9 protein-coding genes are annotated in these 17386 nt (G+C 39.0%); all 9 read left to right on the forward strand.

From position 1 onward, the window contains the following. The first annotated feature begins 8 nt into the window (after positions 1 to 8). Complete coding sequence (locus V7161_RS14745) at positions 9 to 3518, forward strand: family 16 glycoside hydrolase (protein WP_335713750.1); 3510 nt, start codon at positions 9 to 11, stop codon at positions 3516 to 3518. A gap of 205 nt (positions 3519 to 3723) precedes the next feature. Then, entirely contained in the window at positions 3724 to 4731 is a 1008-nt protein-coding gene (locus tag V7161_RS14750) for an ABC transporter substrate-binding protein (RefSeq protein WP_335713751.1), read from the forward strand. Positions 4732 to 4905: 174 nt separating this feature from the next. Continuing rightward, on the forward strand, positions 4906 to 6666 hold the full coding sequence (locus V7161_RS14755; protein WP_335713752.1) for a sensor histidine kinase: 1761 nt from the start codon (positions 4906 to 4908) through the stop codon (positions 6664 to 6666). 39 nt (positions 6667 to 6705) lie between these two features. Next, a complete protein-coding gene (locus V7161_RS14760; protein ID WP_335713753.1) occupies positions 6706 to 7896 on the forward strand; it encodes a response regulator transcription factor in 1191 nt (396 codons plus the stop codon). Further along, complete coding sequence (locus V7161_RS14765) at positions 7893 to 9782, forward strand: substrate-binding domain-containing protein (protein ID WP_335713754.1); 1890 nt, start codon at positions 7893 to 7895, stop codon at positions 9780 to 9782. Before V7161_RS14760 ends, V7161_RS14765 begins: the two co-directional genes overlap by 4 nt. Positions 9783 to 9957: 175 nt before the next feature. After that, complete coding sequence (locus tag V7161_RS14770; protein ID WP_335713755.1) at positions 9958 to 11487, forward strand: sugar ABC transporter ATP-binding protein; 1530 nt, start codon at positions 9958 to 9960, stop codon at positions 11485 to 11487. Next, the gene (locus tag V7161_RS14775; protein WP_335713756.1) at positions 11468 to 12475 is read left to right on the forward strand and encodes an ABC transporter permease; all 1008 of its coding nucleotides are present in this window, start codon (positions 11468 to 11470) and stop codon (positions 12473 to 12475) included. The genes V7161_RS14770 and V7161_RS14775 overlap by 20 nt, the downstream gene beginning before the upstream one ends. Then, positions 12472 to 13512, forward strand: coding sequence for a galactofuranose ABC transporter, permease protein YjfF (yjfF, locus tag V7161_RS14780; RefSeq protein ID WP_335713757.1), 1041 nt, complete (start codon positions 12472 to 12474; stop codon positions 13510 to 13512). Before V7161_RS14775 ends, yjfF begins: the two co-directional genes overlap by 4 nt. A gap of 397 nt (positions 13513 to 13909) precedes the next feature. Then, entirely contained in the window at positions 13910 to 17284 is a 3375-nt protein-coding gene (locus tag V7161_RS14785; protein WP_335713758.1) for a PA14 domain-containing protein, read from the forward strand. Positions 17285 to 17386: the final 102 nt, after the last annotated feature.

Below are 17386 nucleotides of genomic sequence, written 5' to 3' on the forward strand. Positions count from 1 at the left end.
TGAATCCGATGAAAGTCAAATTAACGATTGTTCAGTTTCTTATTCTGACTTTATTTGTATCGAGTGTTTTTCAATATCCTGCTAAAGCCGCCGTGAATAAAAAAATCCCTGATTACTTTTCGGATCATTTCGATAAAACAATCATCAATGATAACTGGAAAATAATTGAAGGTCCTTGGGGGATTGATTCAGGCAAACTGACGGTTAGTAAGGGTGCGGGGTATAAAGCTATTGTCAACAACACCACAGTGCAAGACTTTACTATGGAGACCGATCTCAGCGTTGCGGATAAGAATGGGGATGCAGGGGTATTGTTTCGGGTCAATAGTGCAGTTCCAGGTGCTGATAATGTTAAAGGCTACTATGTGGGCTTGACGGCAAATGGAACAGGTTCTGTATTTCTGGGACGTATGAACAACAACTGGACCGAACTAAAACGGTCTGCGGTTTCAATAAATCCTAATACATCTTATCATTTGAAAGTGTCTGCAGTGGGCAGCAAAATACAAGTCTTTTTAAATGATGCCTTGGTGGTCGAACAAAACGACAGCACCTATATTTCTGGAAGTATCGGAGTTAGAGTGTACAATTCATTGCCTACCTATGATAATTTCATGGCTAGCACTATGGATGGCAGCATCTTGTTCGATGATAAATTTGACAATCCTCCAGAACAGTCAATCTCTTCATGGAATATCGTTCAAGGTGATTGGAAATTAAAGTCAGGAGTCCTAATGACCAATAAGAGTGAAAAATCTAACATAGTCGCTGAGGATATCCAGTTGGAGGATATGACTTTGGAAGTCAATGTCAAACTTCCTGCCGATACAGAAACCGGGGACGCAGGTCTGCTGTTCGGAGTAAAGAATGGTTCCTTTGAAGAGGATAATGTACGTGGCTATTATGCCGGAATTAGCGGCGATGGTTCAGTGACTCTTAATCAATTAAAAAATAAAAAGCAACAGGTCCTAAAATCATTAAAAGTGTTTGATGGAATAGACCCGAATAAGTTTTACCATTTAAAAGTGGTTACTAGCAAAAAAAATATCAACGTTTATGTTAATGATATGCACACGCCAGTCATGCAGTATACCGATGACCAACGAGGCCAATACGGAAAAGGTGGTGTTGGTTTGCAAATGCATCAATCCCAACCATTTTTTGATGATTTTATTGCAAGTGCGTATGTGGTACCGGACAAGACATTCAAAGAGCCGGTTGCTAACAAAAATCCACTCGCTGAAACTCCGTTTACACCATTGCCTCTAGGTTCAGTAGAAGCTAAAGGCTGGCTCCTCAAGCAGCTTGAGCTTCAACGTGACGGAGCTACTGGTTATGCGGAGGATATATACAGCGAGCTGGGAACAAATGCAGCATGGCTCGATGGCACAGCAGCAGATTCTGATTGGGAGCGTCCGGTATATTATTTAAAGGGATTAATCGCTCTTGCCTATACCTTGAAAGATGAGGAACTTATCGCCACTTCACAAAAATGGATCAATGCAATATTGACGAGTCAACGAGAGGATGGTTCTTTTGGTCCGGAAAGTAATGAGGATTGGTGGCCGCGCATGGTCGCTCTTTATGCGATGAAAGATTATTATGAAGCATCTGGTGATGCACGCGTACTTCCGTTTATGAAGAACTATTTTCAGTATCAAGCTGATAAATTACCGTCCCAGCCTTTAAAGGATTGGGGGAAAATAAGGGTCGGAGATAATATTGATACGGTCTTATGGCTGTACAACCGAACGGAAGACCCGTTCTTGCTTAATCTGGCAGATACGCTTGCTGGACAGGGTTATCCAATTTCAGACCTGTTTTCGAAGAATAAGTTCCAGGATTTTGGAGATGATTTCCAACCAACCCATTCGGTCAATGTAAATGAAGCCATTAAAATGCCCGCGATATACTACCAGCGGTCAAAATCTTTAAACGATCGGGATGCATTTGAGGCAGGAGTAAACAATTTATCCAATCATACCCAAATTACCGGTATGCCTTCAGGGACAGAAATGCTTGCTGGCCTTTCATCCACGCAAGGAGTTGAGCTTTGTGCCATTACCGAGCGGATGCAAAGTAATGAGGAAGCGGCGATGATTCTTGGCGATCCGCATATTGGAGATGACTTAGAGAAAATTGCCTTCAATTCGCTTCCTGGGGCCATGGATAAGGAAATCAAGAACCATCAATATTATTCTTTACCTAATCAAGTGGAGAGTAACTATGCAGATCATGGCTTTAAGCAAAATTATTCCAATGGAATGATGCCTTCTCCAATTTCTGGTTTTCCTTGCTGCCGTTTTAATATGCATATGGGCTGGCCGTACTTTGTGAAAAATATGTGGGCAGCATCGGCCGATGGAGGACTAGGGGTCATAGCCTATGGACCAAGCCAGGTATCCACAAAAGTTAAAAAGGCAGATGTTACAATTAAGGAAACGACAAATTATCCGTTTGAAGATCAAATAAATTTTGATATTACCACTTCAAAAAATGTAGAGTTCCCACTTAAACTTCGTATTCCAGCATGGTCAGTCGATCCGACCGTAATGGTGAATGGAGAGCCTGTGCAAGCTGTGAAGGCAGGAGAATATGTAAGTATCAAAAGAAATTGGAAGAACGGAGACAAAGTTCTTCTTCAAGTCCCGATGAAACTGAAAACGACAACATGGATTAATAATTCAATTGGAATTGAACGTGGTCCGCTTGTATATTCCTTGCAGATGAATGAGAATTGGCAGATAAAAGCGAAACCGATTGCGGGATCACCAGGATTCAATGCTTCAGCTCTCGGTTTCAACGAGTACAGTGTGAAAGCGGATAATCCATGGAATTACGGGTTGCTTATTGATCGGAAACATCCAGAGAAATCCATTGATGTTATTACCGGGCCAATGCCTGATAACCCGTTTTTGCAAGCAACTACACCAGTGAAACTGATCGCCAAAGCGAAAAAAATTCCAACCTGGGGTAAAAGATCTAACAATGTGGAAGCTGCCGAGCCGCCAGTTGGTCCTATTGTTTCGACGGAGAAGACTGAAAATATTACTCTGGTTCCTTATGGAGCACAGAACTTACGTATCACCTATTTCCCTGAGGTGACCGAGAAATTGTCTGATACTGGTGCAGCAAAATATGAAGCGGAACAAGCTGAACTGTTCTCTGCGGCAGTAAGAAATAATGAATCGAATGCATCCGGAAGCAGCTATGTTGGCGGGATTGATTTTGCTGACAGTTATGTAAAGTTCAACCAAGTCTTTGTTCCTGAAGCAGGCACCTATAATATTGATATTTGGTTTGCAAATGGCCTAAGTCCAGCAACCGGCAAAATGATTGTCAATGGCAAAGTGCATTCCCTAAAATATCAATCTACACAGGGATGGGGGCGCTTCATGGCAACTAAAATTGAGGTTCCTTTGAATAAAGGCATGAATACAATCACGTTCATGAAAGATCAAGGATTTTATGAACTGGATTACATTGTGGTTAGGCCGTTCCAAATGGAAGAGCGCTAATAGTCATATCAGTCTGATCAATATTATGCAAGGAACCCAGTTATTTTAACTGGGTTCTTTGCATCACTTATAAAATGAGAATCATCCATAACATAAACATTTATAAGAAGGTTCAAAAAATTGCAAATAAGTGCTGTTTTTTTGTAAATACTTTTGTCCTGCTTTTTTGTACTTTTAAGATAGTTCAAAAAGGAGGAATGAAGGTATGGTTAAGTTTAAAAGAGCATCAATAAGTTTGCTAGTTTTTCTAATGTCCTTATTTTTATTAGCTGCATGTTCCAGTAATACGAACGGAAAAACGGAAGAATCAGGCGGCGGGAACAAAAGTGACAAGATTGTAGTAGGATTCTCCCAAATTGGTGCCGAGAGCGGCTGGAGAACGGCAGAAACGAAGTCGATTAAAGAAACACTTGGTAACAGCCCTGACTTTGAATTAAAGTTTTCTGACGCACAGCAGAAACAAGAAAACCAAATTAAGGCGATTAGAAACTTTATTGCACAAAAAGTAGATGTCATTGCTTTAGCGCCTGTTGTGGAAACAGGTTGGGAAAGTATCTTAAAAAAAGCTAAGGATGCGAACATTCCAGTCATTCTTCTTGATCGCGGCATTAAAGTGAAAGATGAATCGCTATACACAAGCTTCATTGGATCTGATTTTATTCTTGAAGGGGAAAATGCAGCTAAAGAATTGATCAATTTAATTGGTGCAGATAAGCAGGCAAATATTGTAGAACTTCAAGGAACTGTAGGAGCAAGTGCCGCAAATGACCGTAAAACCGGCTTTGCCAACATCCTAAAGGATAATCCAAATTTCAAAATTATCAAGTCACAGTCAGGTGATTTTACGAGGACTAAAGGGAAAGAAGTTATGGAAGCGTTTTTAAAATCGGATGGGAAGAACATTGATGCTGTTTATGCTCATAACGATGATATGGCAATTGGTGCGATTCAAGCAATTGAAGAGTATGGTTTAAAACCAGGAGAAGACATTAAGGTAGTTTCTATTGATGGTGTGAAAGATGCGTTTGAAGCAGCCGTCCAGGGGAAAACAAATATTATTGTTGAATGTAATCCATTACTAGGGCCGCAGCTTGCACAGGCTGTGAAGGATTTGAAAGCTGGGAAAGAAATTCCTAGATGGATTAAAACGGAAGAATCAGTATTTGTTGGTAAGGAAGCGGCCGAACAGGCATTACCTTCAAGAAAATATTAATAGAGAAATATCTCGTATTAAGGAATGAACATAACATGATCGGAATTGCTATTTAAGCAGTTCCGATTTTGCTATGTGACCAATTATTTCCCAATTTTTGGACTGAAAGGCCCTTGTTTTTCTGAATTCTTAAAATAATAATAGATTTATACTATGCGGGAGATAAACGTTTATATGAAGCTTTTTTCTTATTTTAATAATAAAAGCATCCGCTTCAAGCTGCTATTTTACTTTTTTGTTATTATTATTCTTTGTGTAATGACCTTAACGCTGCTAGGGAGCAGTATTTATAAAAAATCTCTGCAAGATGAAGCCACTTCCTATACAGTTCAAATGATGGAGCAGGTTTGGAATCAAATTGAAAACGATCTGAACGTAAAGGATGATATGATCCATTACTTATCAATGGATGAAACGATCCAGGAATATATGAATCAGGAAAATCCCTCGGCTGAGCTGAAAGAAAAAGTGAATCAAAAATTAAAAGTTTATAAAGATCGCCATAGTGAAATGGCTGGTCTCCTCATTGTGAATCAAAGCGGTCAATATGCCAGCAATGAGACTTTCCCCATTTCAAGGGATACGTTAACGAAAGAATATTGGTATAAACAGGCGATTAACTCCCCTGACAAGCTCCAATTAATTAGTAATCCGGTTGGAAGAAATATTAAAGAATCATCGAATATTCAAGTGAATAATCTATTATCCGTTGTGAAGGCCATTAAAGATCCAAAATCCAATCAAGTAAGCGGTGTCATTTTAATAGATCTAAAACTGGATTTTATTAAAAAGGTCATCCAATCGATCAGATTAGGAAAAAGCGGTTTCATCTTTATTTTGAATAAAGAGGGTAATGTAGTGTATTCCCCCGTTAATTCTATTGTTTACCGAATTAATCCCGACTGGCTTACTAAAATTCATACGCATTCGCTTGAGAAAGTTATTAATCATAATAAATATCAAATTATTTACAACACATACCCCTCCATTCAGTGGAAGGTAGTTGGTGTATTCTCATTGGATGAGACAACAGAAGTTGTTTCAAGAGTACAGTTTTACACGTATATCATTGGAGTCATCACCTTACTTTTATCTTCGATCGCGTCGTGGTTTTTTACTAGTTCGATTATCAATCCAGTCAATAAACTAAAAGCATTGATGAAAAATGTAGAAGAAGGAAGGTTTGATTTGGCCTTTCACTCAAAGTACAATGATGAAATTGGTCAGCTGGGGAGCAGCTACAACCGGATGATTCAAGAAATAAGCAGACTCATCCAGCTTGTTTATACGGAACAGAAAAATAAGCGAGAAGCAGAATTGAAAATTTTGCAGGCTCAAATTAAGCCTCACTTTCTTTATAACACGTTAGATACTATTCAGTGGATGGCTTATGAATATAAAGCGAATAGAATAGTAGAAATGGTCAATGCCCTTACAACATTATTCAGGATAGGGTTAAATAAAGGGAATGAATTTATAACAATAGCTGAGGAAATCAAGCATGTCGAAAGTTATTTAATTATTCAAATGACCAGGTACGAATCAAAGCTTGAATACGAAATTATTATGGATGATAATGTCAGAAACTTTAAGATCCTCAAACTACTTCTCCAACCTTTAGTGGAGAATGCTATCTATCATGGGATTCGCAATAAAAGGGGGAAGGGGAAAATTACGATTGATGTCAAACTAGAAGCCAATAACCTTCTCCTTACTGTACAGGATACAGGAATAGGACTGCTCGAAGAGAAACTGATCGAGTTGAATATGGATTTAGATAACAAGAATCATATGGAGCCTAGGGAGCAGGGATACGGTCTTTTTAATGTAAATGACCGGATCAAACTGGTTTATGGATCTGATTATGGAATCTCGATTGAAAGCCAATATACAGAATGGACGAGGGTAAAAATAAGACTTCCTGTCGAACCATAACCTGTTATTCTAGCATTTTCTCATTTGGAGGGATATTCTTTGTTGAAACTTTTAATTGCAGATGATGAAGTGATTATTAGAAGGGGATTAAAAGCAGCTGTTGATTGGGAGAAGTTCTCTATTGAAGTAGTGGGAGAGGCTGAAGATGGAGAATTAGCCTTGGAAATGGCCAAGGAACTAAAGCCGGATTTATTATTTCTAGATATTTGTATGCCGTTCCTTAATGGGTTAGATTTAATTAAACAATTGGAAACGATTTTACCTGATTCGCTCTTTATCTTGATTACGGGACATGACGAGTTTTCTTATGCCCAACAAGCAGTAAGGTTAAGGGTTTTTGATTATTTGCTGAAACCGGTAAATGTGAAGGAATTAGAAAATGTGATTGAACGAGCAGCTAAGGAATTAAAAAGTAAAAACCATTCGCAAAAACGGGATAGGCAATTTGAAGGTACTCGAGAGATCTTAAAAGTAGACTTTCTGCAAAAATGGGTAAGTGGATTAATAGCAAAGGAAGAGCTTACAGAAGAATTACATCTATATAACATAAACCTTGAAGGAACAATTGGTGTTTCAGTCATTAAGCTGTTGAATATCGATTTACATACAGCGGAAGAATTTTGGAGTGAAAATTTGTTAGCGTTTTCACTTAGAAACATAATCAACGATCTTTTACATGATATTCCTGCAGCTGAATGTTTTGAAGATAACCATGGTCATGTCGTCATCATATTTCCTATCGAACGGGCTGAGGAACTAACGTCCATCAACCAGTTAATTAAGGAAAAAGCAGAATCCTTCCTCGGAAAGACGGTTGTTTATGCTGAAAAAATTGCTCACATGACTGGAGAAATACCGAACATTTATCAAGATTTGATTCATCAATTAAACGCTCATTCGAATGTGTCACCAATCGTTGTTTTGGCTAAGAATTATATTGATCAGCGATATTTTGATCCATTCATTACCCTAAACGAAGTGGCAAGCAGTGTCCAAGTCAGCCCATCCTATCTAAGCAAGCAGTTCAAAAATGAATTAGGCGCATCCTTTATTCAGTACTTAACAAAGGTTAGAATTGAAAAATCTCTTTTACTGATGAATGACCCCTATTTGAAAGTTTATGAGATATCAGAAAGGGTAGGCTATAGCACTCAGCACTATTTCTGTAATGCCTTTAAAAAAGTGGTGGGAATTTCGCCTAGTTCCTATAGGAGTGGAAATAGAAAGTGAGGCTAAGGAAGGTATTAATTAAACTTACAATCCTGGGAACAGCGGTTGGTCTCTTTATTTTTGGCGGCTTTGGTGAATTTACCAAAAGCCAAACAGCCAATTCCCGAGGACAGGTTAAATATCTGATAGGGGTTTCTCATCCTAATTTAAACGGGCCTTGGCAGATCCAAATGAATCAGGAAATTAAAAATGAAATCTCCCATCATAAAGATACAAGAGTTCTCTTCACAGATGCCGCACAAAATGATGAGCAGCAAGTTCAAGACATCCATACACTTATGAGTTATGGCATAGACCTTTTAATCGTTTCAGTAGATAATGCTGTTAAATTAACCCCGGTGATTACTGAAGTTTATAAAAAGATTCCGGTCATTGTTCTAGGAAGAGGGGTAAAGGGATATGACTATACACTTTATATTGGCTCTGATAATCAATTAAATGGGAAAATGGCGGCAAAAGAAGCAATAAATTTATTAGGGAATAAAAGTGGCCAGATTATCGAGGTCAAGGGCAATGAGGAGTCACTTCAAGCAGAGGAGCGAAGTAAAGGTTTTCATGAAACCATTCAGAAGGAATCGAATCATACCATCATCCGGTCAATTAACGGGAATTGGTTGAAGGATAAAGCCGAGGACGATCTTAAAACTATCCTCAAATCAGGAGAGAGGCCTAATTTGATTTATGCTCATAACGACGCAATGGCATTAGGTGCCTATAATGCACTTAAACAATCTAGGCTCGAGGGTGTCAAAATTATCGGCAGTGATGGACTGAATGAAGAGAACGGCGGGCTCCAGCTTGTCAAAAAAGGGCTTATTGATGCAACGTATATTACTCCAACAGGCGGAACTACGGCCGTACAGTATGCTATGGATATTTTACATAAGGTTCCGGGACTGCCTAAGAAAATTATATTACGTGATCACGAAGTCACTTTAAGCAATGTTGATTTCTATTTAAAAGATAGAGAAAGTGAATCCATCTCAATCATTCAAAACAAGCACAAGCGTTTAAAGCTAGGTTTTGCTCAAGTTGGCTCAGAAAGCGAATGGAGGCTGGCCAACACCGATTCTATTATTTCAGCGGCAAAGGAAGCAGGCATCGAGCTAATACTTAAGAATGCGGATTATAATCAACAAAAACAAATTGAAATTATCCGCGATTTTATTAAACAAGATGTAGATGTGATTGCCTTTTCACCTAAGACAGAAGATGGATGGGAGGAGGTCCTGAAGGAAGCAAAAAATGCAGGCATCCCAGTCATTCTTTCAGATAGAGAAATAAATGTCGATGATCAGACCCTATGGACATCTTTTATTGGTTCTGACTTTGTGGAGGAAGGAAGAAGGGCCGGAAAATGGCTTGTTTCTGAATCAGAGTCTACTAATAAGGCTGTTCATATTATTGAAATCGAAGGGACGGCAAATTCTGCGCCAGCAGTCGACCGTAAACAAGGATTCAATGAGATTATCCAACAGAACCCCAAATTTCAACTATTAAAATCTTATTCCGGGGATTTTACGGTTGGTAAAGGCAAGAAACTAATGAAGGAGGCACTAAAAACCTATGGTTCAAAAATAGACGTTGTCTATGCCCATAATGATGATATGGCACTAGGAGCGATTCAAGCCGTAGAGGATTATGGATTGAAGCCTGGTGTTGATATTAAAATTATTTCAATTGATGCTACGATAAAGGCTTTTAACTCGCTCAGATTAGCCAAAATGAATTTTACTGTTGAATGTAATCCACTTCTTGGCCCACAGCTCATGAAAGCAGTTAAAGACTTAAAAAATGGAATCGAAATTCCGCAAAGGATTATTACAGCAGAAGAAACATTTGATCAAAAACAGGCCAAGAAGGAATTTAACGAAAGGGCCTATTAAAATAATAAGATCTCTGAAGCCCTTGGCAGATAACCAAGGGCTTATTTTTTTATGAAATAAAATCGAAATTTACAAAAAATGATTCTTTTTTTTAAATACTTATAAAATTGATTTTTTTATACTGGGAGTAACTTCTAATCGAAATGACAAATAAAGAATGAGGCAGGTGTATTGCATGAATTCAGAGTACATGCTAAAGGCGGAGAATATTTCAAAAGCCTTTCCAGGTGTAAAAGCCCTTTCGGATGTAGATTTTTGTTTGCGTAAAGGTGAGATTCATTCGTTAATGGGTGAAAATGGAGCCGGAAAATCTACCTTAATAAAAGTGCTAACAGGGATCTGTGAGAAGGATCAAGGTCAGATTTTCCTTGAAAATCAGCTAATAAACCCAGGCACGGCAGAAGAGGCACAAAGGTTAGGAATCAGTACTGTTTATCAAGAAGTAAATCTTTGTGAAAATTTATCGGTGGCAGAAAACATTTTTATCGGAAGAGAACCTAAAAAAAAGGGAAAAATTGATTGGAAAGAAATGTACCAGAAAGCCGACCAATTGTTAAAAGAAAGCCTAAATATCGACATTGATGTCAAACAAACTCTATCTTCCTACTCGACTGCCATTCAACAAATGGTTGCAATAGCCAGAGCTGTTGATATCTCAAGCGGCGTTTTAATATTAGATGAACCAACCTCTAGTTTGGATAACAATGAAGTGAAAAAGCTGTTTGAAGTCATGCGAAACTTGAAAAGCAAAGGAATGGGAATCATCTTTGTCTCCCATTTTCTGGACCAGGTTTTTGAAATATCAGATCGCATAACAGTTCTTAGAAATGGTCAACTGATTGGAGAATATCAAACAAACCAACTTTCACGAACAGATTTGGTATCGAAAATGATTGGAAAAGAATGGGGGGAGTCCTCCAATACTCGTAAGAAAAATGCACCTAAATTTGGTGAGAGGAGTTTCCTTAGGACGAACCGTTTGGAGAAAAAAGGCTCAATCAATCCCATTGATTTAACGATAAAGAAGGGGGAAGTTTTAGGTTTGGCCGGACTGCTCGGTTCAGGTAGAACGGAAACAGCCAAATTACTATTTGGTATTGATTCTTCGGATGAAGGTGTCCTTGTTATTGATAACAATGAAATAAAATCCATGAATCCGAGACTGGCCATCGAAAAAGGGCTGGGTTTCTGTCCAGAAGATCGAAAGGTGGAAGGAATTGTCGGAGAATTAACTATTCGAGAAAATATTATGCTGGCCCTTCAGACGAAAAAGGGGATGTTCAATTATATCCCCATGAAGGATCAAAGAGTAATTGCCCAAAAATATATTGAACTATTAAACATAAAAACGCCAAGTATGGAACAGAGAATTGAAAACCTCAGTGGGGGAAATCAGCAAAAAGTCATTCTTGCAAGATGGCTTGCCACCAATCCGAAGTTATTAATACTAGATGAGCCTACGAGAGGAATCGATGTAGGCTCCAAAGCAGAGATTCGTAAATTAATTCTAGAACTTGCTGCAGAGGGGATGAGCATCCTGTTTATTTCTGCAGAATTAGAAGAGATGGTTGCTTGCTGTGATCGCGTAATTGTATTAAGAGATCGTTATCAAATTGGACAATTAGAGGGAGAGCAAATGAGTGTATCCAATATTATGGAAATGATTGCAGAAGGAGCTGGTGTCGTTGAGGCAGGCATTAAATAACTTTATTCAAACAAAAATCTTTTGGCCCTTCGTTGCGCTTGTTTTACTCCTCGTAATCAATTTCATTATGATTCCTGGATTTTTCCAAATTACAGTCAAAAATGGACATCTTTTTGGCAGCTTAATCGATATTCTAAATCGCGTTGTTCCCCTTCTTGTCATTGCGATTGGGATGACACTTGTCATTGCAAAAGAAGGAATCGATATATCTGTTGGATCCGTCCTTGCTATCACGGCAGCGGCAGCCGCATCCTTGCTTCAAACTACTTCTGTTCCAATCGCTATCCTATTAGCGCTTGTTATTGGACTTATTTGTGGACTATGGAATGGTATCCTGATCGCCTTTCTTGAAATCCAGCCCATGATCGCAACCTTGATTTTGATGACGGTAGGACGAGGGATTGCCCAATTAATAACAGGCGGACAAATATTAACGATTAATAATGATGCCTACGGGTATGTCGGGAAAGGATTTTTATTAGGATTGCCTTTTGCCATTTATATTGGTCTCGCTGTTTTTGGCATCATCTTATTATTAAAAAAGAAAACGGCACTCGGCCTATTTTTAGAATCCATTGGTACGAATATGTCCTCTAGTAAATTTGCAGGTGTTCAGCCTAAAAAAATTATTCTCATTGTCTATATGATTTCAGGCATTTGTGCCGCCATTGCCGGGATTCTTGTAAGCTCCAATGTTAGTAGTGCTGATGCAAATAATGCAGGTCTTTGGATTGAATTAGATGCCATATTGGCAGTGGTAATTGGCGGGACCTCCATGCGTGGTGGCAGATTCTTCCTTGGGGGAACTGTCATTGGAGCATTGTTTATTCAGACACTGTCAACGACTATTTATTCAATGGGAATCAGACCTGAAATTATTATGGTCGTAAAAGCCATTGTAGTGATAACAGTTTGCCTCATGCAGTCTGAGGAATTTAGGAAACTAGTAAAACAACTTAAGTGGAAGAAGAAGGTGAGTGAGGCATGAAACAGTCTGGTATTCGAATCAATGAAAACAATATCATTATTGTTGCGACCCTTCTTTTAATCGTATTGTTGTATGGCTTTGGTTCATTTTCCTTTACAGGATTTTTCAGCATGCAGGTGTTTCTCAATCTGTTTATTGATAATGCGTATCTCATTATTGTAGCGACAGGCATGGCCTTCGTTATTATAACCGGAGGGATTGATCTTTCGGTTGCTTCATTTGTGGCCTTCGTTAGTATGGTTTCAGCCTCACTATTACAGCATGGTATCAATGCCTATTTAGTTATTTTCATAACATTGGTGATAGGAATTCTATTCGGCGCCGGTCAAGGTTATCTCATCTATAGGTTCCAATTACACCCTTGGATTGTCACCCTAGCAGGTATGTTCTTTGCAAGGGGTTTATGCTATTTGATTAATACAGAAAGCATCGAGATTACAGACAACACGTTTATTGCGCTATCAGATTATAAAGTTTATATAATGGGTGAGAATTATATTTCTTTAGGAGCGGTTATTTCCCTGCTCTTTGTCGCAGGCGCCATGTTCGTTTCCAAGTATACGAGGTTTGGCCGGAATGTTTATGCGATAGGGGGAAACGTTAATTCTGCCAAGCTAATGGGGCTGCCTGTAGCCAAAACGACGATTTTGGTTTATACGTTATCGGGTTTTAGCTCTGCGCTTGGAGGTTTCGTTTTTACTATTTATATGCAGTCTGGTTATGCGCTTCACTTAATGGGTATGGAGATGGATGCCATTGCGGCTTGTGTCATCGGAGGGATCCTCTTAACTGGGGGTGTCGGTTATCTCCTCGGCCCAACATTAGGTGTTCTGAGTATGGGGATCATTCAAACGATTATCATGTTTCAGGGTACCTTAAGTTCTTGGTGGACAAAAATTGCGGTTGGATTTTTACTTTTCCTCTTTATTTTACTGCAGCGGCTCATTGTCATTAAACGAGGGAAAAAGAAGATCCTCTCTTTATCCGAACCAACTAGTAAGCCAGAAACGGCAGGACAGCATGTCACTATATCATAAAAAGGAAAATAGGATGGATACCCATCCTATTATTTTTTATAAAAAATCTCTGTTAAATGATATTGTTGTTTTTTTATACTCTGTTGATTGGAGCGGAGTGCGCTCGACTCCTGCGGGAGTNNAGCGCCGAGGAGGCTCACCGGCTCGCCCGCGGAAAGCGAGCGCCTGGAGCGGAAATCAACAGCCAAAGTTAACAGAGCCTATTAAAAAATAATAGGTCAAAAGAAATAGGTAAATTTTATTATTGGAAAATTGCAAAAATAAACGTCTTATTGTAAATCTTTTTTTCAATATTCTTGTTAAAGTTGAAAATGAAAATAGTTACATAGGAGGAGATAGATTCTTTTATCAAAATGAAAGCGGTTCAATATCCATTTAAGGGAGGCTAGAAAGAAGTATGAAAAAGAAGCTGTTTGTCGGTTTAACAACGTTGACAGTTGTCCTATCACAAGCAATGGGATTAAGTCCATTGACACCTTCTTCTGTCAAAGCAGAAGACATTTCAAAGGCGCATGGCCTTAAAGGTGAGTATTACACCTCATCAGGGGAAGCGAAGTTTGATTTCAATGCTTTAAAAACAACAATAGTAGACTATGATATTAATTTTCCAGATCTAAACCCGACATTTGATATGTTCACAGGACAAAATGATAATGTTGCCGCAAAGTGGACCGGAAAAATTGTTCCTGAACATACAGAAGATTATACCTTTTATATGATCGGTGATAATGGGTTCAGAGTCTGGATTGATGGGAAATTAGCCATCGATTTTTGGCAGGATAAATGGGACCTTGAACAGAAAAGTGCACCTATTTCGTTAGAAGCTGGCAAGGAATATGATATAAAAATTGAATACTTCGAGCATTTTGGCGGCGCCAATTTAAAACTATACTGGTCAAGCCCTAGTGTGCAAAAACAAATAGTTCCAAAGAGTGCCTTTTACCTTCCTGATGACTATAGCGTAAGCAATGATATCCAATCGTCAAAGGTATTAGAAGACGGGAAACATATTGAACTGAAGTTTAATCATGACTTAGCTGCTTTGCCGGCAGGGCTGAACAATCATTTTAAAATCAACGTATTTGGTCGTGACTGGCCATTTAAAAATCTATCCTTAAAGAAGAATGACCCATCTACTTTGGTCATTGAAACGGCTGAGCCTGTCTATGAACGAACGGCTAACCAAGTGTTAATCAAGTATGACGGTAAGGGGAATCTCGTTACGAAGGAAGGAAAAGAAATCTCGGAGTTTCTGAATAGATCAGAGAACTTTTCCCAATTCAATATTGAATCGCCTTGGGCTGATAAAGTGGATGAAAATAATGTTTTGGCTGAATATCCAAGGCCGCAATTGGTAAGGGACAAATGGCAGAATCTAAATGGGAAATGGGAATTTCAGAGTGCTGTAAATGGTGAGGCTGTTCCTACAGGCAAAACATTAAACGAGAAGATTCTTGTCCCATTTGCCGTAGAGTCAGCATTATCTGGGATTGAAAGACCTGAATCTCATATGTGGTATAAAAGAAGCTTTACCATTCCATCGGATTGGAAGGGTGATAGAGTAAAATTAAATTTTGATGCCGTCGATTATAAAACGATAGTCTATGTAAATGGGCAAAAAATGGGCGACCATGTTGGCGGCTACGATGCTTTCAGCTTTGATATCACCGACTATTTAGTGAAAGGAAATAATGAATTAATTGTAGAGGTCTATGACGAGACAAAAGGCGGGCAGGCAAGAGGGAAACAAACGAAGACCCCAGAAGGAATCTGGTACACCTCTACATCGGGAATATGGCAGTCCGTATGGTTAGAGCCTGTTTCTGAAGCAAGTATCGATTCAATCAAAACAGAAACAGATATCCATGAGAATAAAGTGAATCTTAACGTAAAGGGCTCAAATCTTGAAAATAAAACGATTGAGGCAGTTGTCCTTAAAAATGGCAAGAAAGTGGGCAAAGCCACTGGTAAAGCAGGTGAGACATTCTCCGTACCTGTACCTGAACCGCATTTATGGACGACAACCGATCCATTTTTGTATGACTTACAAGTAAATGTACTAGATAATTCCTCTGTTGTAGATTCCGTTAAAAGCTATTTTGGGATGAGGGAAATTTCGCTTGGTAAGGTGAACGGTCAGCTTCGTCCATTATTAAATGGAGAATTTATTTTCCAAATGGGGCCATTGGATCAAGGTTACTGGCCAGAGAGCGGCTTAACAGCCCCAACGGAAGACGCGCTGAAATTTGATATCGAGAAGACAAAGGATCTTGGCTTTAATATGATTCGAAAGCATATTAAAGTGGAACCTGAACGTTGGTATTATTGGGCAGACAAAATGGGAATGATTGTATGGCAGGATATGCCGAGCATGGATGGTGCCGTGGATTACCGTCAACAGTATGAACATGAATTCAATGAAATGATTCAAGAACGGTACAATCATCCATCGATCTTCTTATGGACTGTCTTTAATGAAGGCTGGGGGCAATATGATACAGTTCGGGTGACCAAATGGGTTGAGAGTCTTGATCCAACTCGCTTAGTTTCTAATGCCAGCGGTTGGACGGATGCAGGAGTAGGGGATGTTTTAGACTGGCATACTTATACAGCGCCAAGATCACCGCAAGTTGAAGACAAGCGGATTGCTGTAATAGGAGAATATGGCGGACTTGGATTAGCAACTCCGGGACATGAGTGGGGTACAACCGGCTGGAATTACGTCATGATGAAAGATAAAGAAGAAGTAACAAATACGTATGTCGACTATATTAATTCTTTAAAAGGTTATATGTATCAGAATGGTCTTAGTGCAGCAGTATACACCCAAACTACTGATGTCGAAGGTGAGTTGAATGGTCTCTTAACCTATGACAGGAAAATAACTAAGCTAGATGAGGAGCGGGTGCGCGAAGCCAATCAATCATTAATCGCACTTTCGTCACCACGAAATGTACTAAAAATAAAAATTGATGAGGTAAAGGGTGTTCAGAAAGCTTCACAAATGGGGGATCAACCTGGAGAATACTCTAAGGGTGCCATGGAATTCCTCAAGAATTCTATTAAAGAAGCAAATAAGCTTTATCATGACAAAGACGCAACATCCAACCAGCTATTTGCTGCGGTAAGTAAATTAACAGAGCAGGTTAAAGAATTTAAGGATAAAATGAATGCACCTATTGAAAAGGATGCGAAAGTGGATCAATTTGATTCATCGACCTTATCGAATAGCTGGTCTGTTTTCCGCGAGGACGCTTCCAAATGGAGTCTAACGGAAAATCTAGGGCATTTAACAATCACGACCCAAACGGGTGATAGCTATCAAGATATCAATACAATTAAAAATGTTTTCCTTCAGGATGCGCCAACAGGAGATTTTGAAATTACGACAAAAGTGAACGCGGCTGTTCGTAACAACCATGAACAGGCTGGATTGTATATTTGGCAGGACGAGGATAATTATATTCGCTTTGGACACGTGTGGGATGACGGTCTGAAGCTTGAAACAGCCAAGGAAGAAGCTGGGAAGTATAGTAAGCCGCAAAATATGGCGGCGCATCCAGACGATGATACCGTTTATTTAAAACTTAAAAAAACCGGCAATGTCTATACCACCTACTTCTTTATTAATGGAAAATGGGAACAAGCGGCTGACCCCGTTACATCCAATATTAACGTGAGTAAAGTAGGATTATACGGAACTAGTACGGGCAGCAATAAAAATGTGAAGGCTAGTTTTGATTATTTTACGTTGCAAAACCTTCAACAGTAATTTCGGAGGAAGAAGTAAAGGGAAAATGTTTTTTCAAACTGCTGACAAATCTAAGCTAATCGGTTTTGTCGGCAGTTTTTTTGTTAGGCTGTGTTAAAGCTC

The organism is Neobacillus drentensis, from assembly GCF_036965425.1.
Lineage (GTDB): Bacteria > Bacillota > Bacilli > Bacillales > Cytobacillaceae > Neobacillus > Neobacillus drentensis_F.